Source organism: Ferrovibrio sp. (assembly GCF_964218355.1).
GTDB lineage: Bacteria > Pseudomonadota > Alphaproteobacteria > Ferrovibrionales > Ferrovibrionaceae > Ferrovibrio.
The window spans coordinates 359,563-386,027 of sequence record NZ_CAXPMC010000009.1; the positions used below are offsets into that span (position 1 = coordinate 359,563).

Annotated in this window: 27 protein-coding genes and 1 tRNA gene; 15 read left to right on the forward strand and 13 right to left on the reverse strand. The window is 65.3% G+C overall.

What is annotated here, in order from left to right; all coding sequences use genetic code 11:
* Positions 1 to 9: 9 nt before the first annotated feature.
* Both ACEQZY_RS05795 and ACEQZY_RS05800 read right to left on the reverse strand, forming a co-directional pair.
* The gene (locus ACEQZY_RS05795) at positions 10 to 942 is read right to left on the reverse strand and encodes an ABC transporter permease (protein WP_341702857.1); all 933 of its coding nucleotides are present in this window, start codon (positions 940 to 942) and stop codon (positions 10 to 12) included.
* Positions 943 to 1,018: 76 nt separating this feature from the next.
* Positions 1,019 to 2,710: an ABC transporter substrate-binding protein gene (locus tag ACEQZY_RS05800; RefSeq protein ID WP_370152936.1), complete on the reverse strand. Its 1,692-nt coding sequence runs from the start codon at positions 2,708 to 2,710 to the stop codon at positions 1,019 to 1,021.
* A gap of 502 nt (positions 2,711 to 3,212) precedes the next feature.
* Here ACEQZY_RS05800 and ACEQZY_RS05805 point away from each other — a divergent pair.
* From ACEQZY_RS05805 to ACEQZY_RS05815, 3 genes are all read left to right on the forward strand, one after another.
* The gene (locus ACEQZY_RS05805) at positions 3,213 to 4,502 is read left to right on the forward strand and encodes an MFS transporter (RefSeq protein WP_370152938.1); all 1,290 of its coding nucleotides are present in this window, start codon (positions 3,213 to 3,215) and stop codon (positions 4,500 to 4,502) included.
* Between the two features lie 67 nt (positions 4,503 to 4,569).
* Positions 4,570 to 5,406 carry a sterol desaturase family protein gene (locus tag ACEQZY_RS05810; protein ID WP_341702854.1) on the forward strand — a complete coding sequence of 279 codons (837 nt, stop codon included), beginning with the start codon at positions 4,570 to 4,572 and terminating at the stop codon, positions 5,404 to 5,406.
* Positions 5,407 to 5,415: 9 nt separating this feature from the next.
* A complete protein-coding gene (locus ACEQZY_RS05815; RefSeq protein ID WP_370152940.1) occupies positions 5,416 to 6,708 on the forward strand; it encodes an adenylate/guanylate cyclase domain-containing protein in 1,293 nt (430 codons plus the stop codon).
* Here ACEQZY_RS05815 and ACEQZY_RS05820 read toward each other — a convergent pair.
* On the reverse strand, positions 6,684 to 7,199 hold the full coding sequence (locus tag ACEQZY_RS05820) for a PAS domain-containing protein (RefSeq protein WP_370152942.1): 516 nt from the start codon (positions 7,197 to 7,199) through the stop codon (positions 6,684 to 6,686). The genes ACEQZY_RS05815 and ACEQZY_RS05820 overlap by 25 nt on opposite strands.
* Before the next feature lie 123 nt (positions 7,200 to 7,322).
* Complete coding sequence (locus ACEQZY_RS05825) at positions 7,323 to 7,904, reverse strand: hemerythrin domain-containing protein (protein ID WP_370152944.1); 582 nt, start codon at positions 7,902 to 7,904, stop codon at positions 7,323 to 7,325.
* A gap of 99 nt (positions 7,905 to 8,003) precedes the next feature.
* Here ACEQZY_RS05825 and ACEQZY_RS05830 point away from each other — a divergent pair, with 99 nt between their 5' ends.
* Complete coding sequence (locus ACEQZY_RS05830; RefSeq protein ID WP_370152946.1) at positions 8,004 to 8,777, forward strand: sulfite exporter TauE/SafE family protein; 774 nt, start codon at positions 8,004 to 8,006, stop codon at positions 8,775 to 8,777.
* A 1-nt stretch (position 8,778) separates the two neighbouring features.
* Here the strand turns inward: ACEQZY_RS05830 and ACEQZY_RS05835 are convergent, their stop codons facing one another.
* On the reverse strand, positions 8,779 to 9,549 hold the full coding sequence (locus ACEQZY_RS05835; RefSeq protein ID WP_341702849.1) for a DUF2189 domain-containing protein: 771 nt from the start codon (positions 9,547 to 9,549) through the stop codon (positions 8,779 to 8,781).
* Positions 9,550 to 9,723: 174 nt separating this feature from the next.
* Between ACEQZY_RS05835 and ccoN the strand changes: the two genes are divergently transcribed.
* From ccoN to ACEQZY_RS05885, 10 genes are all read left to right on the forward strand, one after another.
* Entirely contained in the window at positions 9,724 to 11,196 is a 1,473-nt protein-coding gene (gene ccoN / locus ACEQZY_RS05840; RefSeq protein ID WP_370152948.1) for a cytochrome-c oxidase, cbb3-type subunit I, read from the forward strand.
* A gap of 15 nt (positions 11,197 to 11,211) precedes the next feature.
* Positions 11,212 to 11,937, forward strand: coding sequence for a cytochrome-c oxidase, cbb3-type subunit II (ccoO, locus tag ACEQZY_RS05845; protein WP_370152950.1), 726 nt, complete (start codon positions 11,212 to 11,214; stop codon positions 11,935 to 11,937).
* Positions 11,938 to 11,946: 9 nt separating this feature from the next.
* Entirely contained in the window at positions 11,947 to 12,105 is a 159-nt protein-coding gene (locus tag ACEQZY_RS05850; protein ID WP_341702846.1) for a cbb3-type cytochrome c oxidase subunit 3, read from the forward strand.
* Between the two features lie 6 nt (positions 12,106 to 12,111).
* Entirely contained in the window at positions 12,112 to 12,975 is an 864-nt protein-coding gene (gene ccoP / locus ACEQZY_RS05855; RefSeq protein WP_341702845.1) for a cytochrome-c oxidase, cbb3-type subunit III, read from the forward strand.
* Between the two features lie 170 nt (positions 12,976 to 13,145).
* Positions 13,146 to 14,615, forward strand: a complete 1,470-nt coding sequence (ccoG, locus tag ACEQZY_RS05860; protein WP_341702844.1) for a cytochrome c oxidase accessory protein CcoG — start codon at positions 13,146 to 13,148, stop codon at positions 14,613 to 14,615.
* Between the two features lie 14 nt (positions 14,616 to 14,629).
* Entirely contained in the window at positions 14,630 to 15,124 is a 495-nt protein-coding gene (locus ACEQZY_RS05865; RefSeq protein ID WP_341702843.1) for a FixH family protein, read from the forward strand.
* A complete protein-coding gene (locus ACEQZY_RS05870; RefSeq protein WP_370152953.1) occupies positions 15,121 to 17,526 on the forward strand; it encodes a heavy metal translocating P-type ATPase metal-binding domain-containing protein in 2,406 nt (801 codons plus the stop codon). The genes ACEQZY_RS05865 and ACEQZY_RS05870 overlap by 4 nt, the downstream gene beginning before the upstream one ends.
* Positions 17,526 to 17,711, forward strand: a complete 186-nt coding sequence (gene ccoS, locus ACEQZY_RS05875) for a cbb3-type cytochrome oxidase assembly protein CcoS (RefSeq protein ID WP_341702550.1) — start codon at positions 17,526 to 17,528, stop codon at positions 17,709 to 17,711. The genes ACEQZY_RS05870 and ccoS overlap by 1 nt, the downstream gene beginning before the upstream one ends.
* Positions 17,708 to 17,899, forward strand: coding sequence for a hypothetical protein (locus tag ACEQZY_RS05880; protein WP_341702551.1), 192 nt, complete (start codon positions 17,708 to 17,710; stop codon positions 17,897 to 17,899). Before ccoS ends, ACEQZY_RS05880 begins: the two co-directional genes overlap by 4 nt.
* A gap of 117 nt (positions 17,900 to 18,016) precedes the next feature.
* Positions 18,017 to 19,264, forward strand: a complete 1,248-nt coding sequence (locus ACEQZY_RS05885; RefSeq protein ID WP_370152955.1) for an amidohydrolase family protein — start codon at positions 18,017 to 18,019, stop codon at positions 19,262 to 19,264.
* A gap of 284 nt (positions 19,265 to 19,548) precedes the next feature.
* Here ACEQZY_RS05885 and ACEQZY_RS05890 read toward each other — a convergent pair whose 3' ends face one another.
* Complete coding sequence (locus ACEQZY_RS05890) at positions 19,549 to 19,905, reverse strand: hypothetical protein (RefSeq protein ID WP_370152957.1); 357 nt, start codon at positions 19,903 to 19,905, stop codon at positions 19,549 to 19,551.
* A 187-nt stretch (positions 19,906 to 20,092) separates the two neighbouring features.
* Between ACEQZY_RS05890 and ACEQZY_RS05895 the strand changes: the two genes are divergently transcribed.
* Positions 20,093 to 21,559 (forward strand): diguanylate cyclase, encoded by a 1,467-nt coding sequence (locus tag ACEQZY_RS05895; RefSeq protein WP_370152959.1) that lies wholly within the window; start codon positions 20,093 to 20,095, stop codon positions 21,557 to 21,559.
* Between the two features lie 35 nt (positions 21,560 to 21,594).
* Here ACEQZY_RS05895 and ACEQZY_RS05900 read toward each other — a convergent pair.
* The 7 genes from ACEQZY_RS05900 to ACEQZY_RS05930 all read right to left on the reverse strand — a co-directional run bounded on the left by ACEQZY_RS05900 (position 21,595) and on the right by ACEQZY_RS05930 (position 26,378).
* A tRNA-Ser gene (locus tag ACEQZY_RS05900) sits at positions 21,595 to 21,684 on the reverse strand.
* 104 nt (positions 21,685 to 21,788) lie between these two features.
* The gene (locus ACEQZY_RS05905) at positions 21,789 to 22,283 is read right to left on the reverse strand and encodes a hypothetical protein (RefSeq protein WP_370152961.1); all 495 of its coding nucleotides are present in this window, start codon (positions 22,281 to 22,283) and stop codon (positions 21,789 to 21,791) included.
* A 178-nt stretch (positions 22,284 to 22,461) separates the two neighbouring features.
* Positions 22,462 to 23,031, reverse strand: coding sequence for a PAS domain-containing protein (locus tag ACEQZY_RS05910; RefSeq protein WP_370152962.1), 570 nt, complete (start codon positions 23,029 to 23,031; stop codon positions 22,462 to 22,464).
* Positions 23,032 to 23,134: 103 nt separating this feature from the next.
* Complete coding sequence (locus tag ACEQZY_RS05915; RefSeq protein ID WP_370152964.1) at positions 23,135 to 23,977, reverse strand: MBL fold metallo-hydrolase; 843 nt, start codon at positions 23,975 to 23,977, stop codon at positions 23,135 to 23,137.
* Positions 23,978 to 24,003: 26 nt separating this feature from the next.
* Positions 24,004 to 24,537: a response regulator gene (locus tag ACEQZY_RS05920; RefSeq protein WP_341705547.1), complete on the reverse strand. Its 534-nt coding sequence runs from the start codon at positions 24,535 to 24,537 to the stop codon at positions 24,004 to 24,006.
* A gap of 45 nt (positions 24,538 to 24,582) precedes the next feature.
* Positions 24,583 to 25,092, reverse strand: coding sequence for a hypothetical protein (locus ACEQZY_RS05925; RefSeq protein WP_370152966.1), 510 nt, complete (start codon positions 25,090 to 25,092; stop codon positions 24,583 to 24,585).
* Complete coding sequence (locus ACEQZY_RS05930; RefSeq protein ID WP_370152968.1) at positions 25,089 to 26,378, reverse strand: MmgE/PrpD family protein; 1,290 nt, start codon at positions 26,376 to 26,378, stop codon at positions 25,089 to 25,091. The genes ACEQZY_RS05925 and ACEQZY_RS05930 overlap by 4 nt, the downstream gene beginning before the upstream one ends.
* Positions 26,379 to 26,465 lie beyond the last annotated feature (87 nt).

Genomic DNA, 26,465 nt, shown 5'->3' on the forward strand with positions numbered 1-26,465 from the left:
GTCCGGCCCTCACTGCAACCGGATGCGCGGGTTGAGATAGGTGTAGCCGATATCGGCCAGCGTCTGGGTCGTTACCGCCACCAGCACGGCAACCATGGCGCAGCCCTGGATCAGGTAGATGTCCTGATTCAGCGACGCCTCCAGCAGCAGGGCGCCGAATCCCTTGTAGGCGAAGAAGAACTCGACCACGACCACGCCTGACAGCAGCCAGTTGACCTGCAGCATGATCACAGTGAAGGGAGGGATCAGGGCATTGCGCAGGCCGTGCCGCAGGATCACGCGATGGAAGGGCAGGCCCTTGAGAAACGCAGTGCGGATATAGGGTGCGGTCATCACCTCGGCCATAGAGGCGCGGGTCATGCGGGTGACATAGCCGATGTCGTAGAGCACCAGCACCATCACCGGCAGCACCAGCTGGGCAGGATCGAAGCCGCCGGACATCGCCGATGTACCGGGCAGCACGCCGAGACCGAAGACGAAGATCGCAGCGAGGAAGACGGCACTGGCGAATTCCGGGATCGAGGTGGTGATGATGCTGGCGATCGAGATGCCGCGATCCAGCGCCGAGCCCTCGCGCATGCCGGCCAGCACGCCGAGCAGCAGCGACATCGGGATCAGCACGGCGAAAGTCCAGAAGGCAAGGATCGCCGTGTTCCACAGCCGTGGCCACAGAACCTCGCCGACCGGCACCTTGAAGCGGATGCTCTCGCCGAAATCGCCGGTGGCGACATTCACCAGCCAGGTGAGATACCGCTGCCACAGCGGATCGAGATAGCCGTTGGCCGCCATCCAGAGCTGGCGCTGCTCCTCGCTGCTGTAGGGACCGAGCACCTTGACGGCGACCGAGCCCGGATTGAGCTCGAGCAGGAGGAAGACAAGCAGCGAAACCGCCAGCATGGTCAGGGCGGTGATCGCCAGTCGTCGGATGATGAATTTCAGCACGCTTGTGCGATTCCTGTTCGGTTGCAGGGCGCGAACCGGGCTGCGGGGCGACGGTCATCGCCCCGCAGCAGCCGGATCAGGCGAGCCAGACCTTGTTGTAGTGATGCTCAAGCGCCACCTGGGCATACAGGCCGCGGACCCGCTTGCTCTTGGCGACGAAGACCGAACGCCACAGCGACTGCACGAACACGGCATCGTCCTGGAGAATCTTCTCCAGCTTCTCCATGTCCTTGCGGCGCTCATTGGGGTCGAGCTTGGTGCCGGCCTGGTCCAGCAGCTTGTCGAATTCCGGGTTGGAATAGGACGTCTCGTTCCACGGCACGCCGCTGCGATAGGCGAGGTTGAGCACCTGTACACCGAGCGGGCGGTGGGTCCAGGCGGTGAAGCCGAACGGCGTGGTGGTCCAGCGGTCCCAGTAAGTTCCGCCGGGCATGATGTTGATCTCCAGCGTGATGCCGGCCGGGCGCAGCATCTCGGCGATCGCCTTGCAGGCATTCTGCTCCCAGGTGGGGTTGGCCACGCAGTCGATGCGGATCTTCAGGCCGTCGCCATGGCCGGCTTCGGCCAGCAGCTTCTTGGCCTTGGCATGGTCCTGCTTCGGCTTCGGCAGCTTGAAGTATTCCGGATGGATCGGTGCCACATGGTGATCCTCGGCCGGGGCGCCATAGCCGCTGTAGACGATCTTCAGCAGGCGGTCATGGTCGATGCAGGCCTGGATGGCCTGGCGGACCTTGACGTTGTCGAACGGCTTCTCGTTGACCTTGAAGCGGGCAACGCCGGTCTGGGCAGTAACAGCCTCGAGCACGTCGATGCCAGGCAGGGCCTTGTAGGCTGGAACCTGCTCGACGCTGCTTTCGTAATTGGTGTCAACCTGCCCGGAGGCAAAGGCGGCCAGCTGCGCTGCCGGATCGTCGCCATGGTCGATATAGGTGATCTGGTCGAGATAGACGTCGCCACCCCAGTATTTGACATCCTTGCGCTTTTTCAGGACGGCGCGCTCGCCGACCTTGAATTCGGCTAGCTCGAACGGCCCGGTACCGACCGGGTTCTTGATGAAATTGGCGCCGTCCTTGCCGAAATTGCGGTGGGTGATCAGGGCCGGGTAGTCGGCCATGCTCTCGGGCAGGGCGAGATCGGCAGTGTTGAGGTGGAAGCGGACGGTGTGGTCGTCGATCTTTTCCAGCGCGCCTTCGGTCATCGAGGTCTGCTTGACCGGCTTGCCGTCCTTGTCCTTCTTGCCGGTATCCACCGTGGTGGTCATCGAGGCAAAGCGGCCGATGTTGGACGAGCCGGTTTTCGGGTCGAGCCAGCGCCGGAAGGTGGCGATCACGTCATCGGCGCCGAAATCGTCGCCGTTCGACCATTTCACGCCCTTGCGCAGATGGAAGGTCCAGGTCTTGAGGTCGTCGGATGCTTCCCATTTCTCGGCCAGATACGGACGGGCGATATTGTCCTTGTCGACCTGCACCAGCGGCTCGATCACATGGCGGGCGAGATTGCCCTTCTGCGACCAGTCGAAAATCGCCGGATCGGTGATCTCCATGACATTCATGGAAACCCGCAGGTTGCCGCCGAATTTCGGCGTCTCGGCGGCCATCGCGTCACCCGGGTTCAGCGCAATGCCGATCATGGAATGGGCGGTGGCGGCCGAGACGCCGAGCAGGGCAGCCGTGCGCAGGAAGTCGCGCCGGCCGATTTCGCCGCGGCGGGTCTTTTCAGCCAGGTCTCTGACGGCGGGATGGGTGCGGGTTTTATGATCGAGCGACATGTGGCGCCTCCGGATTCGTTGTGGTTTCTTGTCGGCACCACACGAGCGGAAGGTCTCGTGCGCAGCCGGAGCGAATCTGCAAAGCAGAAATCAAGACAACAAAAATGCGCATGAATCCGCAGAAGTTAATCTGCGTCATTCGCACAAGATGAGTATGTCTGTTTGCTGGCGAAGTATTTAGATCGATAGCAGAGATGTCAACCTTTAATAGGGTAACGTGCACGGGATACAGCAGAAAGCCGCGTGGAATCAGGGAAAATGCATATTTGTTCTTTCGGCAGCCTGTGTTGTTGTTGCAGTATGCATGCTGCGGTGCGGCCTGATCTTCGACATATTCCTGTGATTGATTCTGCAGATGCGGCGGCGGCCATGATCCGGATGGTGATGAGTGCGGGGGGCAGCGGTTTCTCGCATGCCGCGAAATGACGGCGCTTCGTGAACGCGTATCGCGCATGCCGGTGCGGGCATGCATTGCGACAGATTTGGTGAAGGATTTGCATTGATGGCTTCGCTTGCGCCGGTCGGCGCCCTGCTGCTGAGTGTGGCGCTGCTGCTGGCCGGAAACGGCCTGCAGGGCACGCTGCTGCCGGTGCGCGCCAGCATGGAGAGCTTTTCGCCGCTGTCGATCGGTGTGCTGGGCGCGGCCTATTATGTCGGCTTTGCCTTCGGCGTTCTGGTCACGCCGCGGCTGATCGAGCGCGTTGGTCATATCCGTCTGTTCACGGCAATGGTGGCGATCGCCTCGGCGGTGCCGCTGGTGCATGCCCTGCTGGTGGTGCCCGGATTCTGGTGGCTGCTGCGCGGCGTGACCGGCATCTGCCTGGCCAGCCTGTATCTGATCATCGAGAGCTGGCTGAACGAGCGGGCCACCAGCGAAAACCGCGGTCTTGTCTTCACCACTTATACCACGGTCAATTTTTCCGTGATCACGCTGGGACAGCTGCTGATCCTGGCCGATGATCCGGCGCATTTCCCGCTTTACGCCATCGCCTCGATCCTGGTCTCGGTGGCGGCCGTGCCGGTGGCGCTGAGCCGTTCGCCGCAGCCGCCGCAGATCAGCTCTGTGCGACTGTCCTTCGCCCGGCTGTTCCGCCTCTCGCCCGTTGGCGTGGCCGGCTGCGTCGTGGTCGGCGTGGCCAATGGCGCCTTCTGGGCGCTGGGCCCGGCCTTCGTGCTGCAATCGGGCCTCGGGGTCAGCGACGTGGCATTGTTCATGAGCGCCACGGTGATCGGCGGCGCCGTCTCGCAGTGGCCGTTCGGCCGTCTGTCCGACCGGATCGACCGGCGGCTGATGATCGCCATCAGCAGCGCTGCCGCTGCCGCTTCGGGCATCGCCGTGGTGCTGGCCGGCCTGTTCATGCCCGATATGGTCATTGTCGCCGGTTTTCTGTTCGGCATGTTTTCCTTCCCGATCTATGCGCTGAGCGTCGCGCATGCCAACGACGTGGCCCGCGACGCCGATTTCGTCGCCGTTGCTGGCGGTCTGCTGATGACCAATGGCATTGCCTCGGTGATCGGTCCGCTGCTGGCCGCGGTGGCGATGGAGGCGGGCGGTGCGGCGGGCCTGTTTGCCTTCACCGCGCTGACCCATGTGATCATGACGCTGTTCACCCTCTACCGCATGCGGCAGCGCGCGGCGCCGCCGGCCGAGGACAAGACGGATTTCGTGCCGATGCCCGCGCTGGCGCCGCGCTGGTCCGACATCGATCCCCGTGTCGAACCGGTGGAAGCCGCCGGCACCGGAGGCGGGGCCGACGATGCCGGACCGCCGCCGGAGCGCGGCACGGCCTGACGCACCGGGCCAGGGCCTGACGCCAACGTGTCTTGCCGTGCGGGGACGGGGCGCTACAGTGCCGGTCATGGCATGGATTCTGTCGCATGAGCCGGTCGTCCGGCTGTCGGTCTATTTCGGTCTGCTTGCCCTGCTGATGCTGGGGGAAATGCTGTGGCCGCGACGGCGGCTCGGCACCGGCCGGCGCCGTCGCTGGCCGGGCAATCTCGGCATTGCCGCCCTCAACGCCATCCTGGTCCGGCTGCTGGCGCCGGGCGCCGTGGTGGGCAGTGCCGTGTGGGCAGAGCAGACGGGCAGTGGCCTGTTCCATCTGCTGGCGGTGCCGGGCTGGCTGGCCATTATGGCCGGGCTGCTGATCCTGGACCTGCTGATCTACGGCCAGCATGTCGCCTTTCACCGGCTGCCGCTGCTGTGGCGGTTGCACCGGATGCATCATGCCGATCTCGATATCGATGTCACCACGGGGGCCCGCTTCCACCCGCTGGAAATCCTGCTGTCGGTGGCGATCAAGATTGCAGCCGTGCTGGCACTGGGCATTCCGGCCCCGGCCGTGCTGCTGTTCGAGGTGATCCTCAACGCCACGGCGATGTTCAACCACGCCAACCTCGCCCTGCCGGCCGGACTGGATCGCTGGCTGCGGCTTCTGGTGGTCACGCCGGACATGCACCGGGTGCACCATTCCTGGCACAGGGCGGAAACCGACAGCAATTTCGGCTTCAACCTGCCCTGGTGGGACCGGCTGTTCGGTACCTATGTGTCGCAGCCGCGCGACGGCCATCTCGGCATGACCATCGGCCTGGCGGATTTTCGCGATGCGGGCGACCTGCGGCTGGACCGCATGCTGCTGCAGCCGCTGCGGCCGGAGCGGCCGCCGGCCGGGGACACCGCATCGCCGGTGGTGTAGGCTGCAGGTATGGAACTTGCCGATTCATCCGCCGCCGGGCTGTCGCCCGCTGCCGGCCTGCGCCTCGAGGACTGGCTGGCCGAGGCCGGCCTGGCCGGATTGCCGGCCGAACACCTGGTTGAAGGCGTGGCCGAGCGACTGCTGGCGGAAGGGGTGCCGCTGCGCCGCATCTACGTCGCCATCGCGACGCTGCATCCCCTGGTCCGTGCACTCAGTTACACATGGATTGCCGGGCAAGGCCTCGTGGACAACGAGGCAATGCCCCATCGCGAGACACCGGAGGTGCCGCAGCCGTGGCAGGAAAGTCCGTTCCGCCACATGCTGATGAACGGGGTGTTCGACCTGCGGCGGCAGCTGACCGGGCCCGGGGCGGTGTTCGATTTTCCGGTGCTGCGGGAATTCGCCGAAGAGGGCTATACCGACTGGCAGGCCCTGGCTTTCGGCTTCGGCTGGGACCTGAGCAACGCAGCCGAGGAGTTCCGCAATCCGGGCATGGGCATGGTCAGTTCGTTCCTGACCGCTCATCCGGATGGCTTCACGCCGGATCGCCTGGCGCGGCTGAAACAGGTGCTGCCGCATCTGGCGCTGGCCATCAAGGCGGGCGCGCTGGCACGGCTGGCCCGCGATGTGACCGCCTCCTATATCGGCGGCGACGCTGCCAGCCATGTCCTGTCGGGTGAAATCCGCCGCGGCATGGCGCAGAAAATCGACGCGGTGGTGCTGTATGCCGATCTGCGTGGCTTTACCGCAGTGGCCGACCGCCTTGCCATCGAGCCGCTGGTCGCGATGCTGAATGCCTATTTCGACTGCCTCGGCCCGGCGATCGAGATGCAGGGCGGGCAGATCCTGAAATTCCTTGGCGATGGCCTGCTGGCCAGTTTCCAGCTGGCCGACGGGCAGGATCCGGCGCCGCTCTGCGCGGCGGCCCTGACGGCGGCCGAACAGGCGCTGGCGGCTGTGGCGGTCCTGAACGAACGCCGCCGTGCGGCTGGCGAACCGGCGCTTGATCTCGACATTGCGCTGCATCGCGGCGCCGTGATGTACGGCAATGTCGGCACCAGCGCCCGGCTGGATTTCACCCTGATCGGCCCCGCCGTGAACGAGGCCGCGCGCCTCGAAAATCTCTGCACGGCGCTGGGCCGCAACCTGGTCGCCTCGCGCAGCTTCGCCCTTTCGGCCGGCGGGGCTGCCCGCCGGCTGCAGTCGCTGGGACCGCATGTCCTGCGCGGACTGGCTGAACCGCAGGAAGTGTTTGGGCTGGCCGGCAGCGCGGACGTTCAGGAACGGGTCGGCTCGACATAGCCAATGATCTGGGCGGCATCTCCGGCTGCCTCTTCGGTGGCGACCGGCAGGAACAGCGCATCAAAGGTCATGAAGGCGCGGTGGGCGTGGCGGAAGGTGCCGAAGACGCGGGCCGGACGCCGGCTGTCGGCGACCCAGCCGAAACAGTAGCGCATTTCCGCCAGTGCCACCGGGTCATAGACATCTTCGAAATAGCGGCCGGTCATGTCGCGACCGCTCAGCTCGACCACATCCGTGCCGATCAGGCGGTAGCGGAACCGGCTGTCTCCGGTCTGTGCCGGAACCCCGGGGCGGGTGCGTTCGATATCGACGATCAGCAGGTTGCCGAGAAAGCGGCGCAGGATCAGCGGGTCGAAGGCCGCGCGCAGCGGCAGGGCTGCATCGCTGTTCGGCGCGCGGCCTGCCTGCCAGTGGCGCAGCAAATCCTGTGCCCCCGGTGTCAGCCGGTTCAAATCCGGATCGAGAACCAGACCGATATTGGGGCCTGTCATTCTGGCATCCCCCTCAGACCAGCGTCGACTATGAACGCAGCAGATGGCTGAGGCCAAGGCGGAAACAGCATTTCTTGTATTCGCAAATGATTGCTGCGGTGCAGCGGGCGCCTGGTTCCGGCGTTACTGCTGCAGGAGCCGCCTGGCCCGCATGGCCCGGGCCCAGCCGGACAGGTCCGCCGGGGTCAGCCGGTTCCGGGCCAGCGGCAGCAGGGTCGCGGCTTCCCAGGCAAGGTGCCGCCGCTGCTGTTCCGCAAAGGCATGCAGCGCGGCAAACAGGGCCGGCACCTCGTCCGGCATCAGGCCATCGGCCAGGGAGTCGCATTCGGCGGCCAGCAGGGCGGCCTGGCGCCGGTCGCGGCGGTGCTCTTCTTCCAGCTGGCGCAGCACCTGGTCGAGATCGTCGCCCAGCAGCAGCCGCTCGCGCAGGCGCGGCAGCAGGCCTTCCTCCTCCTCGGCGATCATCGCCGGAAAATCGCTGCGCAGGTAGCCGGCAATGGCGGCAGCCAGCGGCTGCTGCAGCTGCGGACCGGCATCGGGCAGCGTGTCGAGCAATGCGCAGACGCTCAGCAGGATCATGCGCTGGCCTTCGAGCATGTCGAATGGCGATGCGGCATCATCCTGCTGGGCAAGCACCGTGCAGATTCGCAGCAGCGCCGGCGATGCGGCGGCAGGACTGCCTTCTGTCGGTATGCGCTGCCCCATTCCGGACTCCCGATCCATCCGGCAACGGTAGGTGTGGCTGCACCATGTGGCATTGATCGAAATCAAGCGGGAATGGTGCCATGATGTTAGAGTGCCGACATGTTCGACTGGCATGCCTTCCTCAATGCCTGTGCCACGCTGGCCCAGGGCGAAGTGGCAGGTGTGGTGCTGTCTCTGGGATTGCCCGGCGGATTGTTCCTGCTGGGCCTCGTCGGCGGTGCCGTGCATTGCGCCGGCATGTGCGGGCCTTTCGTGCTGGCCCAGGCCGGCCAGCGGCTGTCGGTGCTGCCGCTCGATCATGCCGGCACGCTGGCACGTCTGCAGGGCGTGGCTCTGCTGCCCTACCATCTTGGCCGGGGCACCACCTACACGGCCCTCGGTGCCGCGGCGGCAGGCCTGCTCGGCGGCCTCTCGCCGCTGGCCGGCAGCGGCTGGCTGCCGGCCGCCGCGTTATCGGCGGCGGCGCTGCTGTTTCTTGTCCTGGCCCTGCAGCGGATGTTTCCGGGGCTGGCCGTTGCCGGCCCGGCGGTGAGCGGTGGCGCCGGTGGCGTCTGGCAGCGATGGCTGGCACCGCTTTTCGCACGGCCGGCCGGTTTCGGCGGCTATATGCTCGGGCTGGCGCTCGGCTTCCTGCCTTGCGGACTGCTGTACACCGCGCTGCTGGCAGCGGGGGCCAGCGGCCGGGCCTGGATGGGGGCGGCCGGGATGGCCGCCTTCGCCATGGGCACGGTGCCGGCGCTGGTGGTGGTCGGACTGCTGGGCGGGATGGCCGGTCAGCGCTTTCGTGCCGCGTTGCGCTACTGGATGGTGCCGGTGCTGCTGCTCAATGCCGTGCTGGCCGGGGCCATGGCACTGCGCTGGCTCGGATCCTGAGTCAGGCCACCAGTTCCCTGTAGGCATGCCAGGTCGCATGGGCGACCAGCGGGAACATCACCACCAGCCCGACGAAGAAGGTGACCAGGCCGATTGCCGTCAGCATGACGATCAGTCCGGCCCACAGTGCCATTGCCCGCGGATTGGCCTGCACAGTCCGCACGCTGGTGATCATGGCGGTGAAGACATCGACCTCGCGGTCCAGCAGCATCGGCAGCGCGATGGCGGAGATGGAGAAGGCAACCAGCGCAAAGCCGCTGCCGATCAGTCCGCCGATCACCAGGAAGGGCAGGTTGGCAGCCTCGAGCATGAAGAAGGGCAGGGCGTCGAGCGGTGGCGTTCCATCGCTGAAATAGAGGGCGAACCACAGCAGGGCGACCCGGACCCAGGCGAAATGCAGCAGCAGCAGCACCATCCCAAAGCTGGCCACCTGCAGCGGCCGCCGCCAGGCCATCAGCGCGAGCCCGAGATCGACCGGCCGGCCCTGCTGCAGCCGCCGGCTGGTATCGTAGAGGCCGACCGCGATCAGCGGGGCGATCAGGAAAAATCCGGCGGCCATCGGCAGCACCAGATAGCCGAATTCGGCAAACCAGAGGCCGTAGGCGAGGGCCCAGCTGGCCAGAGCCAGGCAGATGCCGAAGGCGAAGCTGACCTGCGGTGCACGCGTCATGTCCTGCCAGCCGAGTGCCAGCCAGTGCCAGGGCCGGTCGTCGCGGATCTTCCGCACCTGGTGGCCGTGCGACTGGGAAGCGGCTCCTGAGACATCTGCCATGGCGTCCTCCTGCAACCGGGCCTGGGGCCTCTGTTGTGGATGGCCACTATGTCGCAGGAGGGAGCAAAACCCATTGATCTGGGTCAATGCCGGAAACGGCCCGCTGCGGGACAACAGACCCGATAGATTCGGCGAGCCGGGGCCCCCGCTTGCCTGCTGACCAGCGAGGATTGCATGACCGCCATCGCCGCCGCCCTGTCCAGGGATACGGACACCGCCTATGTCGAGGATGCCGTCCGCGCCTTCGTCATCGCCACCGTCTTCTGGGGCGTGGCCGCCTTTGCTGCCGGGGTCTATATCGCGCTGCAGCTGGCCTTCCCGCTGCTCAATCTGGACCTGGAGTGGACGACCTTCGGCCGCCTGCGTCCTCTGCATACCTCGGCGGCGATCTTCGCCTTCGGCGGCAATGCCCTGCTGGGCACCTCGCTCTACATCGTCCAGCGCACCTGCCGGGCCCGGCTGTTCGGCGGCCCGGCGGCGGCATGGTTCCTGTTCTTCGGTTATCAGCTGTTCATCCTGCTGGCGGCGTTCGGCTATCTGACCGGCATCACCCAGAGCAAGGAATATGCCGAACCGGAATGGTATGCCGATCTGTGGCTCACCCTGGTCTGGGTCGTCTACCTCGTGGTTTTCGTTGGCACGCTGATGAAGCGGGAGGAGCCGCATATCTATGTGGCGAACTGGTTCTTCGTCGCCTTCATCGTCACCATCGCCATGCTGCACATCGTCAACAACCTGGCGATCCCGGTTTCCGTTTTCGGCGCCAAGAGTTACGCGCTGTTTTCCGGTGTTCAGGATGCGCTGATCCAGTGGTGGTACGGCCATAACGCGGTCGGCTTCTTCCTGACCGCTGGCTTCCTGGCGATGATGTACTACTTCATCCCGAAGCAGGCGAACCGGCCGGTCTATTCCTACCGGCTGTCGATCGTGCATTTCTGGTCGCTGATCTTCCTTTATATCTGGGCCGGCCCGCACCACCTGCACTACACGGCACTGCCGGACTGGGCCTCGACGCTCGGCATGGTCTTTTCGGTCATGCTGTGGATGCCGTCCTGGGGCGGCATGATCAACGGCCTGATGACCCTGTCGGGTGCCTGGGACAAGCTGCGCACCGATCCCGCGCTGCGCTTCTCGGTCACCGCCGTCGCCTTCTATGGCATGTCGACTTTCGAGGGTCCGGTGATGTCGATCCGGCAGGTCAACGCGCTCAGCCATTATACCGACTGGACCATCGGCCATGTGCATTCCGGTGCGCTGGGGTGGAATGCCTTCATCACCTTCGGTGCGCTGTATTACCTGATGCCGGTGCTGTGGAAGCGCGAGCGGCTCTATTCGATCCGGCTGGTCTCCTACCATTACTGGATCGCCACCATCGGCATCCTGCTCTACATCACCGCGATGTGGGTTTCAGGCATCATGCAGGGCCTGATGTGGCGGGCCTACGATGCCCAGGGCTTCCTGCAATACTCCTTCGTGGAAACCGTGATGGCGATGCACCCATTCTATGTGATCCGTGCCATCGGCGGACTGTGTTTCCTCGCCGGCGCCCTGATCATGGTCTACAACCTGTGGCGAACGGCCCGCGGCGATATCCGCGACGAGACGCCCTTCGTGCGCAGCGGCATGCAGACCGCGGCTGCCGAGTAAGCGAGGAGCGAAATCATGGCCTATCGTCACGAAATCATTGAGAAGAACTCGGTTCTCCTCGTGGTGCTGTCGCTGATCACCGTCGCCATTGGTGGCCTGGTCGAAATCGTGCCGCTGTTCACCATCGAAAGCACCATCGAGCGGGTGCAGGGCGTCCGCCCGTATTCGCCGCTCGAACTGGCCGGCCGCAACATCTATATCCGCGAAGGCTGCTATCTCTGCCACAGCCAGCAGATCCGGCCACTGCGCGACGAGGTCGAACGCTACGGCCATTACAGCCTGGCGGCGGAAAGCATGTACGACCATCCGTTCCAGTGGGGTTCCAAGCGCACCGGACCGGATCTCGCCCGCGTCGGCGGCAAGTATTCCAATGAATGGCATGTCGAGCACCTGAAGGATCCGCGCGCCGTGGTGCCGGAATCGATCATGCCGCCCTATGCCTTTCTTGCCGGCAAACCGCTGGCCTATGCCGATATCGGCGACCATCTGAAGGCCCTGCGCGTCACCGGCGTGCCCTATACCGACGAGATGATCAAGGAAGCGAAGGCCGATCTCGAGGCGCAGGCAACACCCGATGCCGATACCGACGGAGTCGCCGGCCGTTATCCGAAGGCCCGCATGGGCGACATGGACGGCCAGCCCGGGCGCATCACCGAGATGGATGCCCTGGTCGCCTATCTGCAGATGCTTGGCACCCTTGTCGAATTCGACAAGGTGCAGCCCGGCAGCCTGCGGCAATAGGAGGTCGCCATGATCCAGGAGCTCTATCCGTATCTGAAATCCCTGTGGACGCTGTGGTTCTTCCTGCTGTTCGTCGGGATCATCGCCTGGGTGATGTGGCCGGGCCGTCGCAAGCAATGGGATGCGCAGGCGCAGATTCCGCTGCGCGATGGCGCTGACAGGGAGTAAGCCGAGATGCCCACCAAGATCGAGAAAGATGCAGTCACCGGGGCAGAGACCACCGGCCATGAATGGGACGGCCTTCGGGAACTGAACAATCCACTGCCGAAATGGTGGCTCTATGTGCTTTATGCCACCGTGCTGTTCTCGGCGGTCTGGGTGGTCCTGTATCCGTCGGTACCGGGCTTCCGCAGCTATTTCGGCGGCCTGCTCGGCTACAGCCAGCGCGACGAGGTGGCGCAGCGGCTGGAGCGGGCCAGCAATGCCCAGGCGAAATTCCGCGACCAGATCGCCAGGCTCGACATCGAGGCGGTGAAGGGCGACCCGGAGCTTGACCGCTTCGCGCTGGCCGGCGGCCGCGTTCTGTTCGCCGAGAACTGCGCGCCCTGTCATCAGTCCGGCGGTACCGGCGCCAGGGGCTATCCGAACCTCGCCGATGACGACTGGCTGTGGGGCGGCCGGCTGACGGAGATCGAATATACCCTGCGGCATGGCATCCGTGCCCAAGATGATGAGACCCGGCAGTCGCAGATGCCGCGCTTTCTGGCGGATGGCATCCTGACCCTGCCGCAGGTCGAGGCGGTGGCCCGGCATGTGCGGTCGCTGTCCGGGCTCGACAAGCCCGATGCCGGCGGTGCCGCGCTGTACGCCGAAAACTGTGCCGTCTGCCATGGCGAGCAGGGGCGGGGCAATCGCGAGCTGGGCGCGCCGGATCTGGCTGACAGGATCTGGCTCTATGGCGGCGACAGGGCGGCGGTCGTGCAGACCATTGCCTATTCGCGGAACGGCGTGATGCCGAACTGGAGCGGCCGCCTCGACGACGCCACCATCAAGATGCTGGCACTGTATGTCCACGCCCTGGGCGGGGGCGAACAGTAAGGGCGGAACGGGCTGCCGGGTGGTGGCGAAAGGTCGCAGTGCGCAGGTGCCGCACCCTCTTCGCCGCCGGCCGGGCGTAAAATCCGGAAACGTATCCGGAGAAAATAGCGGGAGGAAAGAAAGACGGGCGCGGCGCAACGGGACGATGATGAGAGGGTGGATTGACTGACATGAACCAGATGGCACCGGATCGCGAGACCAGGAGTCGCGCCGAGGCGATGCTCGGTCTGTTTGCCCCGTCGCTATATGCCGATCACATCAAGGTCTATCCCCGTTCCGTCAGCGGCCGTTTCCGCAATATCAAATGGGCGGTGCTGATCGCCTGCCTGGGCGTCTACTACATCGCTCCCTGGATCCGCTGGGATCGTGGGCCCGGCGTACCTGACCAGGCATTGCTGCTCGATATGGAAGGGCGGCGCGGCTATTTCTTCAATCTCGAAATCTGGCCGCAGGAAGTCTACTACATCACCGGCCTGCTGATCCTCGGCGCGGTGGCACTGTTCCTTGCCACGTCGCTGTTCGGTCGCATCTGGTGCGGGTATGCCTGTCCGCAGACCGTGTGGACCGACCTTTTCATGCTGGTGGAACGCTGGATCGAGGGCGACCGCAATGCCCGCATGAAGCTGGACCAGCAGCGCCTCGGCCTGAACAAGGCGTTGCGCAAATTGGTTAAGCATGGGGTCTGGCTGCTGATTGCGGCAGCCACCGGCGGCGCCTGGATCATGTATTTCCAGGACGCACCCACCGTGACCCGGGAAATCTTCACCGGCGAGGCCGGCAGCGGCACCTACTTCTTCTTCGGCCTGTTTGCCGGCACCACCTATCTGCTGGCCGGCTGGGCGCGCGAGCAGGTCTGTACCTATATGTGCCCGTGGCCACGGTTCCAGGCCGCGATGCTCGACGAGCATTCCCTGGCCGTCACCTATCAGGGCTGGCGCGGAGAAACCCGCGGCAAGCACAAGGCCGGCGAGAGCTGGGAAGGCCGCGGCGACTGCGTGGATTGCCGGGCCTGCGTCAATGTCTGCCCGACCGGCATCGACATCCGCGACGGCCTGCAGCTGGAATGCATCGGCTGTGGCCTGTGTATCGATGCCTGCGACGAGATCATGGGCAAGGTCGGCCGGCCGCCCCGCCTGATCGATTTCGTGTCGATCGCCAATCTGGAGCGTCGTGCCCAGAGGCAGCCGGGTTTTCTCAAGCTGGTGCGGCCGCGCACCCTGATCTACACGGCCCTGCTGGTGCTGGTGGCGGCAGTGATGCTGGTGGCGCTGGTCACCCGCACGGAATGGAGTCTGAACGTGCTGCATGACCGTGCGCCGCTGTATGTGACGCTGTCCGACGGCAGCCTGCGCAACGGCTATACGGTCAAGGTGCTCAACAAGACGCGATTCGAAGGCGAGCTGCGCCTGACCATCGACGGCCTGCCCAGTGCCACGCTGTTTCGCGCCGGTGAGGCGGATAACGATGCCACCAGCCTGCCGATCGAGGCGGTGGCCGATGATGTCGGGGAATACCGGATCTTCGTCAAGGTGCCGCGCCATGCCGTGCATGGCAGTGCCACCGTATTCGACTTCCGCCTGTCCGATGCGAACGGGCGCCGGCTGGCGGACTACACCGCAACCTTCAACGGGCCCAACTGAGGGAGGGCGACACCATGGACACAGTCATCACGGGCAAGCCGCAGGGCCGGGGGCACTGGATTCCCTGGCTGTTCGTGGGCGGCTTCGCGATCATCATCGCGGTGAATGCGGTGCTGATCGTGCAGGCCGTGCGCACTTTCAGCGGACTGGTGGTCGAACAGCCCTACAAGAAGGGCATCGAATACAATGCCGCCGCCGCCCAGATCGACGAGCAGCGCAGGCTGGGCTGGACGGTCAGCGCCGCGCTGACGCCGCAGGATGGCGGTGCGGTGGTGGAGCTGCGCTGGGCCGACCGCGATGGCGCGCCGCTGGACGGCCTGTCGGTCGCCGGCGAATTCCGGCGCCCGGTCGAGAATCTGCCGGCTGTGCCGGTTGCCTTCATCGCCATCGGCGGCGGCCGCTACCGCAGTTTCGTGGCGCTGCCAAAGGCGGGGGCGTGGGACCTGCATGCCAGTGCCAGCCGGTCCGGTGCGCGCTTCCTGCTGGCCGAGCGTCTGGTCCAGCCATGACGGCAACCCTGCGGCAGCTTGCCCCGGCAGGACCGACGGCATCGGCCGTAACGGTCTGCGACCATTGCGGCACGCCACTCGGCGATGCGGTGGTTGCGGCCGGCGGGGGCCGGTTCTGCTGTCGCGGTTGTGCCGGGGCCTATGGCCTGATCCGCGATCTTGGCCTGGGCCGTTACTACGATCTGCGGACGGAACTGGCTGAACCGGCCCGTGCCGATGGCGGCGACGCGGCCGACTGGAGCGAATTCGTCGAAACACGGCCGGACGGTCGCTGTCACGCCGAATTCCTGGTCGAGGGACTGCATTGCGCGGCCTGCCTGTGGCTGGTTGAACAGGCGCTGCGGGCGCAGCCCGATATCCGCCTGGCCCGGCTGTCGGCCACCACGCGGCGACTGGTGCTGGAATGGCAGGGGGCGGCAGCGCGGGTCAATGACCTGGCCGGGATCGTGCAGCGGCTGGGCTACCGCTGCCTGCCTTATACCGCCGACAGCATCGAGCAGGCCGGGCAGGCCGAGGAAAAGCAGCTGCTGCGCGCCATGGCCGTGGCCGGCTTCGCAGCCGCCAACATCATGCTGCTGTCGGTTTCGGTATGGTCCGGTACCGCGGGTTCGATGGGACCGGCAACCCGCGACCTGTTCCATGGCATCTCGGCCCTGATCGCGCTGCCTGCCGTGGCCTATGCCGGGCGGCCATTCTTCCGTTCGGCCTGGGCCGTGCTGCGACAGGGCCGGACCAATATGGATGTGCCGATCTCCGTCGGCGTGCTTCTGGCCACCGGTGTCAGCCTGTCGGAACTGCTGCGCTCGGGCCCGCATGCCTATTTCGATGCTGCGGTGATGCTGCTGTTCTTCCTGCTGATCGGCCGCTATCTCGATCTGCGCTCGCGCGGCTTCGCCCGCCGTTCGGCCCAGCGCCTGCTGGCTTTTGCGCTGCGGCCGGTCAGCGTGCTGGCCGCTGGCCGGGTGCAGCAGCGTCCGGCCCACCGGGTCCGGCCCGGCGATCTGGTAACGGTGGCTGCGGGCGAACGGATTGCCGTCGATGGCGTGATCCGTGCAGGCCGCTCGGCTGTCGATGCCAGCCTGATCAGCGGCGAGACCCTGCCGCAGGCCGTGCAGGCCGGCAGCCAGGTCTTTGCCGGCATGGTCAACCTGGACGCGCCGCTGACCGTTACAACGACGGCAGCGGGCCGCGGCACCCTGCTGGGCGAAATCGCCCGCCTGATGGAGGCGGCCGAGCAGGGGCGCAATGCCTATGTGCGGCTGGCCGACCGGGTGGCGCGCTGGTATGCGCCGGTGGTGCATCTGGCCGCGCTGCTGAGCGGGCTCGGCTGGTTCTTCATCGGTCATGCCAGCGGCCATGATGCCATCCTGATTGCCGCCGCGGTGCTGATCATCACCTGCCCCTGTGCGCTGGCGCTGGCGGTGCCGGTGGTGCAGGTGGTGGCGGCCAGCCGACTGATGCGGCGCGGCATCCTGCTGAAATCGGCCGCCGCGCTGGAACGTGCCGCCGGCGTGGACACCATCGTGTTCGACAAGACCGGCACGCTGACCCTGGGGGCACCGCGTCTGCTGGATGACGGTCACGATCCCGCCCTGCTGCGGCTGGCGGCCGGGCTGGCGCTGCGCAGCCGGCATCCGCTCTGCCAGGCGCTGGCGGCCGCATGTCCCGCCGCCGCACCGGCCGGGGCGGCGGAGGAGATTGCCGGCAGCGGCCTGCGGCTGGCGACCCCGGAGGGCGAGGTACGTCTGGGGCATGCGCGGTTTGCCGGCGTGGCGGCGGGACCGAGCGATGATTGCAGCGAATTGTGGCTGGCGGTGCCCGACCGGCGGCCGCTGCGGCTGCGCTTCCGCGACGGCTTGCGTGCCGATGCCGTCGACACCGTTGCGTTGCTGCGGCGACAGGGTTACCGCCTGCTGCTGCTGTCCGGTGACCGACCGGGCGCGGTGGCCGCGGCGGCGGAGAGCCTCGGCATAACCGAATGGGAGGCCCAGGCCGGTCCGGTGCGCAAGGCGGCGGTGATCGCCGGTCTGAAGCAGGAAGGCCGGTGTGTGCTGATGGCCGGCGACGGCCTGAACGATGCCGTGGCGCTGGCGGCGGCCGATGCCTCGCTGTCGCCGTCATCCGGGCTCGACATCGCGCAGAATGCCGCCGATGCCGTGTTCCAGGGCGGGCGGCTGGCGGCGGTGCCGGAATTCCTGCGGGTCGCCCGCGGCAACCGGCGTCTGGTGCGGCAGAATCTCGGTTTCGCCCTGCTGTATAACCTGCTGGCGGTGCCGCTGGCCGTGGCTGGGCAGGTTACGCCGCTGATCGCGGCGGTGGCGATGTCGGCCTCTTCGCTGGTTGTGGTGCTGAATGCGTTGCGACTGGGCTGGGGCGGCAGCCGGACAGACGGAGGCGTCTGATGGATATCCTGCTCTATCTCATCCCGGCGGCACTCGGCCTCGGCCTGATCGGCATGCTGGGATTTCTCTGGGCACTACGCTCGGGCCAGTTCGAGGATCTTGATGGCGCCGCGCAGCGGGTTCTCTTCGATGATGCCGATGCGGAGGCGCGCGCCGGCCAGGCAAGGAAAGGAAACAGGTCATGAAGGGTCTTGAGGACATGGTCGGCGTGTGGCTGATCGCGGCACTGGTCACCGTGCTCGGTTTGGTTGGTCTGGTGCTGGCGGCAGGCGCCAGGGATGGTGGCCTGCTAGCTTTCGGGCTGTCGCTGGCCGGCTTCGCTGTGGTCTACGATTTCTGGGCCATCAGCTACAGCCACGACCATAAGGGATAGACCGGACCAATCCGGTGGGCGGCGCAGCATTGGTCCGCATGCGGATAGCCTATTGACCGTCTGAAAGTGAAAGGGGAAGCTGCGGCTCCCCCTTCCAGCTGCAGTCAGGATATGGTCATGCGCAAGCTTTTCATCGGTGGTTTGGTTTTTGACGGTGTGTCGGCGCCGGTCACCGGGCATGGCGTGCTCGTCGAGGATGGCCGGGTCGCGTCGGTGGCGCCGGCCGGTGAATTCGCCGGTTTTGCCGGCGAGACGGTGGATACCACCGGCGGCACCCTGATGCCGGGCCTGATGGACTGCCATGTTCACCTGACCATGGGCGGCGAGGGCGATCCGGGCACTGCGATGGACAAGCTGAGCGATGCGCAGGTGGCCCTGAAATCGCTGCAGCGCGCCCAGGAAACCCTGAAGGCCGGCATCGTTGCCGTGCGCGATTGCGGCGGCAAGAACTACATCGACATCAGTGTGCGCGACGCGATCCGGCAGGGCAGTTTTCCAGGCCCGGTGATCCGCGCCTCCGGCCGCATCATCTGCATGACCGGCGGCCATGGCAATCGTACCGGCCGGGTTGCAGACGGGGTCGAGGATGTGGTGCGTGCGGTGCGCGAGCAGATCCATGCCGGCGCCGACGTGATCAAGATCATGGCGACCGGCGGAGTGATGACGCCGGGCGTCGATCCCGAGGATGCCCATTACACCCGCGAGGAAATGGCGGCCGGGCTGTCCGAAGCCCGGCGCTTCCGCAAGCGCAGCGCCAGCCATGCCCAGGGTGCCGAGGGCATCATGAATGCGGTGCTCGGCGGCGTCAGTTCGATCGAGCATGGCATTTTCATGGATGACGACTGCATGCGCGCCATGCTGGAGCGCGGCACCTTCCTGGTGCCGACCCTGGCGGCGGTACGCAACATCGTGGCCAACCGTGACAAGGGCATCCCGGCCTGGGCGGTGGAGAAGGCCGAGCGTGTGTTCGAGATCCACAAGGCCAGTTTCAAGCGGTTTTACGAGGCCGGCGGCAAGATCGCGCTGGGCACCGATGCCGGCACGCCGTTCAACCTGCATGGCGAGAATGCGCTGGAACTGCAATACATGGTCGATGGCGGCATGACGCCGCTGGACGCGCTGCGGTCCGGCACCAGCCTGGCCGCCGAGCTGCTCGATCTGCCGCAGATGGGCGTGGTGAAGGCGGGGGCGCAGGCCGATCTGCTGCTGGTCGAAGGCAACCCGGCCGAGACGATCGCCATGGCGGCGGACCGGAAAAATCACCGGGCCGTGTTCAGCGGCGGCGCACTGGCGGCGGGCCTGCCGGTGATGGCCGGCGGGCTGCGTGCCGCCGGACTGCCGGGGCTGTCGCGGGCAGCCGAATAGGGCTAACCGGCAGCGGAATAAGGCATTTTCGTGACTTTTGCGATTGTTTGGCGTCAGCCGGTTGAATCGGCCGCTTAACACCTTATTTAGAGTACTGGTTGTAATGACCAAGATGATCGCCGTCCGCAAAGCGGGATGCAGTGACCCGCCGGCGCATCATCTACCGTCATCCCCGCAGGCCTCGCCGCGGCGGTATGACCGGACAAATCGGGCGGCCCTCCGGGGCTCCCGATTTTTTTGTGCCTCCGGCGCAGAGGCAAACACCGGTTAAAGCGGATGCCGGCCTAGCGGATGCTGGTCACACGGAAAGTGTGGCTGTCGCCGGATGGCTCGGTGACAGTGACATATTCGCCCGGCCGGAACAGGTGCCGGTCCAGCCGGAACAGCCTTTCGTCATCCGCTTCGCCGGGTTCGTAGGAAAAGGCCCAGCCCTGCCGGGTGTGGATCAGTTCGCCCGTACGGTCGGGCTGGCCGTGCCAGAAACGCCGCACCGTTGCAGTCAGCCTGGCGGAGCGCCAGGCTTCCGCATCGAGATGCCCGTCGGCGGTCAGGGGCGCATGCAGTTCGTATCCGTGCTCGCTGCTGCCCCGGGGGAAATCGGGGTTGCGGGCAATCTCGAGGCGAATGGTCCTGTATGTCATGGCGGGCTCCGGTTCTGGCGGAAAATACGGCAGGAGTCTGCCCGCACTTTGCGGCTGCCGCCTTGACCCAGCGCAACAGCCCGGCAGCGATGCTCCGGGAGCGGAAAATCCGGCGGCGCCTCTGTACGACATGCTCGGCCGGCGAGTATCATGCCGGCAGCATCTTATGTCGTGGTTGCGAGGGGCAATGCTGCGTGTGGTCTATGACAGGCGGATTCTGATCGCCGTTGTCAGCGCATTGCTGGTGTTCGGTTTTCTGGCGACATCGCTTGCCAGCTACTATGTCTCGCGACAGTCGCTGCGCAATGCCATCGTGGTCAACGAACTGCCGCTGACTTCGGACAACATCTACTCGGAAATCCAGAAGGACCTGATCCGCCCGGTGCTGATCTCCTCGGTGATGTCGACCGACACTTTCGTGCGCAACTGGGTACTGGCGGGCGAGAACGATCCTGACCGGATGATCGAGTACCTGCATGACATCCGTGAGCGCTATAAGGCCGTCACCAGTTTCTTCGTCTCGGAAAAGACGCGCATCTATTACCATGCCGATGGCATCCTGAAGACCGTGCGCGAGGATGAATGGCGGGACGAATGGTATTTCCGCGTCCGCAAGCTGATGCAGCCCTATGAGATCAACGTCGATCCGGATCTGGCCAACCAGGACGTGATGACGATTTTCATCAATTACCGGGTCAGGGATTCCAACGGCAATTTCATTGGTGTGACCGGGATCGGTCTGACCGTCAACGCAGTCCGCCATCTGATCGACGAATACCAGAACCGCTTCGGCCGCACGATCTACTTTGCCGATGCCGTGGGGCGCATCGTGCTGAAAGGCGACCGCGGGATATCCGAGGAGCGGATCGATGACCGCGGCCTGCCGGCGCGGCAGTTGCAGCAATGGACCCAGACCGGCAGCCGTACCGTTGAAGTCCAGCATGCGGGGCGCGAGTACCTTCTGAATGTCCGGTTCATCCCGGAGCTGAACTGGTATCTGCTGGTCGAGAAGGACGAGACCGGCGTGATGGCAGGCATCCGCAATGCGCTGTATGTCAACCTGCTGATCTGTGCGGTGATCACCGGCATCGTCCTGCTGGCGCTGTGGCTGACGGTCACCCGGTTCCAGCGGCGGCTGGAGGCAATGGCCACAACCGACAAGCTGACCGGGGCTGCGACGCGGCATGCCTATGACATCCTGTCCGATCAGGCGGTGCGGGATGCCGGCAGACTGCGCCAGCCGCTGTCCGCGGTGATGCTCGATATCGACCGTTTCAAGGATATCAACGACAGCCACGGCCACCTGGCGGGTGATCGCATCCTGTGCGGGGTTGCCAACGCGATGCGGGCCAGCCTGCGGTCGTCCGACACGATCTGCCGCTGGGGTGGCGAGGAGTTTCTGGTGATGCTGCGCAACTGCGACCTGCACAACGCCGCCCGGATCGCCGAAACCATCCGCCAGACGGTCGAACAGGCCGCTTTCGATTACAATGGCCGCGCCATCCCGGTGACCGTCAGCCTCGGCGTGGCGCGCCTGCTGCCGGGGCAGGGCGTCGACGATCTGGTCGGCGATGCCGATGCCGCGCTCTATCGCGCCAAGCAGGCGGGCCGCAACTGTGTCGGTACCGGCCAGACGGCAGAGGCAGCGGACTGAGGGCCGGGGCGCCGCTGGCCGCCTACAGGGGGGGCTGGCGGATGGGGTGAGATTCGAACTCACGGTACCGTTGCCGGTACGGCGGTTTTCAAGACCGCTGCCTTAAACCACTCGGCCACCCATCCAAGCCATTGATGTATAACAGATATTGCCGGGAGGCTGATCCGTCAAGTTGGACGCTTTAGGCTAAATACGTCCAACTTTTCTTTATTGTGCACGATTCCGCGGGTCAATCCTTTGCCGCGAATAGGAACTTAATCGGCCACGAATTTTGAATATTCGTCCATATCTCCGACAGTTTGTTTGGCTCTTTTTGAACGTACCAAACAAAGCATATGAACTCGGAGGGATGGCGACCTTCAGCGTCTAGCTCTTCGTAGAGTAACGGGAATGCATGTTTGCCTTCGTTCAGGAAGTTGGTCGAAGAGCGCAGACGCTGATAGTCGGCCAACGCAGTTTCGTAACTCAATCGAACCCGTTCCTGCCACGGCAGCTTTTGAGGTACCGATTTAGATGTATCGACCTCTACCCAATAGCATTCGCATGTCTCTCCATCAGGTAGGCGAAATTGAAGCTGCCCTCCGATATTAAGCAGGTTGGCATCGCGGGCGGCCTGAATAACCGAGGGGATGTCATCAACTCCCCACGCATACTCACCGCCTCGAACCGAGGCTCTCTCTAAGATTTCCGAAGGCAGGAAGTGTTCTGCTGATGATTGTCGCATAATCTCAGCCTGGATTGACGTCCAACTCGGCATCGAGCTTGAGGCTAAATATGCCCTACAAAAGTTGGACGCCGCATTGTTTTTATTGGTCTTGCTCCTGCTTTCAAGACCGCTGCCTTAAACCACTCGGCCACCCATCCCGCGCGCCTGCGGTGATACGGCGGCCGGCCGGGCCCCGTCAACCCGCAGCGGGCAGTACGGTTGGTGCGGTCAGGCCGCGCATGCTGGCCGGGTCGGCAACTTTGAAGAAACTGTCAACGTCGCGGCCGTTGCGGCTGAGCGGCAGGATCAGGCGGACATAGGACCACATCCGGTCATCGATCGAAACGTAACTCCGGCTGGCCAGCGAAGGCTGGCCGCTGGCCGCCACGTTCATGGCCGCCTGCACGACGGCTGCGGCATCGGCGTCATGGAAGAAGTCGTCTGTGGTCAGCCCCTTCATCTCGCGGCCATGCTTGGCGCAGACCTCGGTCCCGGCAAGCCGAATACGCAGCAATGGCCGGCAGTCTGCCATTTCAAGATCAAGCAGCATGACATAGGGGAGGATTTCCCGTGGCAGCAGCAACGGGTCGAGGCGTGCCGGAAGCCTGCCGGTCTGCTGTCGTGCCCGGTCCCAGTGCGAAAGCACCGCGGCGAGCAGTGGATAGCGGTCAATTGCCGCGATCGGCAGGTCGGTATTCTGACCGACAGACAGCCGGGCGGTACGCAGGCTCTGTGGAAGCTGGAGATGGGCGGGGGCTTGGAACATTGCACACACCATTGCCGGCAGGATTGACTGGCTGACGGTCCTGATACGCAGGGCCTCTGTCAGCGGATCACCCCTGCCTGTGACTGCCGTCACAAAGCGCCCTTCAATGCGGTCCGGGCAGCACTATGACGGCCGGCTTTTTCGGCAGGGTGCCGCGGGAGACCAGGATACTGCTGGTGTCGTTCAGGCGGATGTCGTGGCTGTCACGCAGGCGGGACAGGAAGCGCTCCAGCGTCGACTCGCTGAAATAATGCATCGGGATCACCAGCGGCGCCGAGATCTGCCCGATCACCTCGCGCATCTCCACGATATTCAGGGTGAAGCCGCCATCGACCGGGACGAACAGCACGTCGATCCGCCCGAGATCCGCCAGGTGTCCCGGCGTCAGTTTGTGATGCAGGTGGCCGAGATGGGCGATGCAGAGGTCGGCGGCATCGAAGACGAAGATCGAGTTGCCGTCATATTCGGTTTCACTGCCATAGCCGCGAATGTTGGTCGGCACGTTGCGCACGCGCAGGTCGCCAACCTGCAGATTGTGCCGCGCCGGCTTTCCCTGGAAGGTCCAGCCGCGCAGAACATGGCGGATGCCGGGGTCCGGGGCATCAGTGTAATGCGTGCCGTGGGCGTGATTCATGGTGGCGACATCGGGAGTCAGCGGCGGCCGCAGGTAATCATTGTAGTCGGTTGCCGCCGTCACGCCGCGCGGGGTTTCGAGCAGGAAGGTGGCGTGGCCGATGAAGGTGATCCGCACGTTGCCGGCCGGAGCGGCGACAGGCCGCGCGGCGGCCGGCGGTATGGCGGCGGGGCGGAAGGCGGCCTGCTGCAGGCCCGGCGGACGCGGGCCGCCGGAAACGGCGCCGAGGCAGGCTGCCATGGCTGCAGATGGCGGCAGTGCGAGGCAGAAGGCAAGGGAGACGAGAAACGCAACGGCAGGAAAGCGGATCATGGCATCTTCCTCGTGGGCTGGTTTCGTCAGGTTTTCGGCGGGACGATCCACTTGCTTCTGGGTATCGGTTTGCCCTCCCGGTCTTCCTGGCGGCGGCCCGGGTGGATGTCTTCCTGCCGGCGGCGGCGATCCGGTCCCGCGTAGTTGGCGGCCTTGGCGAAGGTCGGCGGCCGCACGAAGACCTCGTTGATGGATTGCATCAGCTTCTCAGGCTGTACCGGCTTGACGAGGACGGCATTGACGCCGGCTGCCCGGGCCTCGGCCACCAGTTCCGGTTCGGCATGGGCGGTCACCATGATGATCGGCAGGTTGGGGCTGGCGATGCCGCCGGGTTTCCGGATCATGCGGACCAGCGTGAGGCCGTTGATGATGCCAAGCCGGTAATCGCAGAGCAGCAGGTCGAACGGGCGCTGGCGCAGCTTGTCGATTGCACGCTCGGTGCTTGTGGCGTGCTTGATCTTTTCATACCCGAGGCCGCTGAGCATGGCGGTCAGCATGGCGGCTGTCGGCACATGATCCTCGACCAGCAGGATGCGGATCTTGCCAGGGTCGCTTTTCATGCGGTCTGCTCCTGCGGCATGTGCATGCGGCCTCCAGCTTCACAGCTACCGGCAGATCGGAATTTCATAGGCCAGCAGTTTCTGCTGCAGGCCGGAGTAATAGACGAAGGCCTTCCATTTTTCCTTCTTCAGCCGGTCGATGACATCGTAGGTCGACTGGCAGACGCCGTCATTGACCTGAACGGATTTCATCGTGGCGACGGCGGAATCGGTTTCCCACTGGGTCACCCGCGTCCGCGTCGGGTAGATGCGATTCAGGGCCTGACGGCGCTGATCGACCGCCGCGCGCAGCTGCTCGGCATTTTCGTTGTCGAAGGCATACCAGTCCTGCAGGGCCTTCTGGCCGTCGGGATAGATTTCTGCGCAGCGGCGCAGGATTTCCCGCAACTGGATGCCGGTGCGTACCTGGGCCTCCGCCTCGACCTCCTTTGGCCTGAAGCAGGCATCCTTGCGGGCAGCGGCCGCCGGTGGCGGTTGCTGCTGCGCCAGGGCGGCAGCCGGCAGCGCGGCGTGCAGCAGCAGCGCCAGGATGACCGTGCGGCGCGCCGGCGTCATGCTGTTGCCTCGGGCAGGGCCGGCAATGCGCCGCCCTCGGCCATGGCGAGTACCGCATCGATGAAGCGGTCGGGCGTCGCGATGCCGCCGAATTCGAGCAGCATGCGTGCCTTGGCGCGCATCGCGGTTTCGTCCAGCGGGTTCTCCGGATCGCCAAAAGCATGCTCGCGGGTGGCGCTGAGTGCCGTGCCGTCGCCAAGACGCACGGCGATCTCGGCGCCCCAGGCCTGCGGATAGCGGCCGGCGAAGGGAGCCCCGGCCGCGATCTCGACCCGGGCTGCGAGGCCGGCAAGGCGCTGGCGGGCCGGTTCGTCGAAACTGGTGAAGTCGACGCGGCCCTCTGCGAGCGCCGCGGCAGCAGTATGCTGCAGGGAGAATTTCGCCTCGTATTCACTGAGCGGTGCGGCACGGTCGCAGACGTCGAGGGCGGCCTGGTAGGTCGTCACCCGGACATGCTCGATGCTGCGGTTGCCGATCCGTCCGGCAAGCTCCAGTCCGGCGTCGATGGTCGGATGGGTGTGGCGACAGCAGGGCCATGGCTTGATCGAGGTCAGGCGCAGCTGCCAGGGCGCTTCCGGATCGGCCAGCAGCCTTGCCGGTTCGGCATCGGTGCAGGTGGCGCGGAAGAAGCCTTTCTCGCCTTCGAGAATCTGCGGCGGACCGCTGAAGCCGCGGGCTGCGAGATCGGCGGCCAGCAAACCCGCCTCGGCGGCGCGGCCGGCATGCAGATGCTTGCTCATCGCACCGGTTTCGAGGAACTGCCAGAGTCCCGAGGACTGCGTGCCGGCATTGCCCAGCGCATCGGTCATGGCGGCGGGCGACAGGCCGAGCAGGTCCCCCACGGCATAGGCTGAACCGAAGGGGCCGCAGGTGGCGGTGTTATGCCAGATGCGGTAATGGGCCGGACCGACGGCCATGCCGACGCGACAGCAGGCCTCGAAGCCGCGCAGCACGGCATCGAGGAAGGCGTGGCCGCCGGTATCCCGCCGGCGGGCGACCGCATAGGCGGCGGGAACCACCACACAGCCCGGATGGACGACGGACGCCCGGTGCAGGTCATCGACCTCGAGGATATGGGTCAGGCCGCCCAGCAGCAGAGCCTCGCGCCCGGTGGTCAGGGGTTCCGCCGCGGCCCAGTCGAGCAGGATGCGGCCCGGTGCGGTCTTCCGGCCGGCGAGGGCATTGGCCATGGCATCCAGCGTGAACAGGGCGGCAAGCCGGCGGTCTTCCGCCGTGACCGGTCGTGCGGCGATCAGTGCGGCGAGGCGGGCGGTAAGGGAAGGCATGGCAACAGAATTCATCGGGTCCTGGTCGGCAATTTCGGCGATGGATATACCGACACTATGCCGCAGCAGGAGATAAATCGTTAACGG